General features: G+C 49.6%; 1 protein-coding gene. It reads right to left on the reverse strand.

Annotated elements, in window-relative coordinates; all coding sequences use genetic code 11:
• The coding region (locus tag VJI77_RS07615; RefSeq protein ID WP_323989001.1) for a hypothetical protein at window positions 1-256 on the reverse strand (256 nt) is incomplete at both ends.

Raw genomic sequence — 256 nt, forward strand, 5'->3', positions numbered from 1 at the left:
CTGCCAGACAAAGTGCGGCGCGTATAGCACCAATCCACTGTGGAGTATGTAGGGACGCATTACTATGGTCCTGAGCCTTCCACGCATAGACTTTATAGTCTTCGTAGCGTACATGGAATGGTTCATAGCGCTCCAGGAAGTCAAGTAGTTGCTTAAAGGATAGACCAATATCTTTGGTCTCCCATTGCATCAGCCACAGCTCGTCCGAATTGAAATCCTTCCAACACACGCCGGTGGTCTCACCTGGATCGAGTGT

The sequence above is a fragment of the Parvimonas sp. D2 genome, assembly GCF_035282635.1.
Lineage (GTDB): Bacteria > Bacillota > Clostridia > Tissierellales > Peptoniphilaceae > Parvimonas.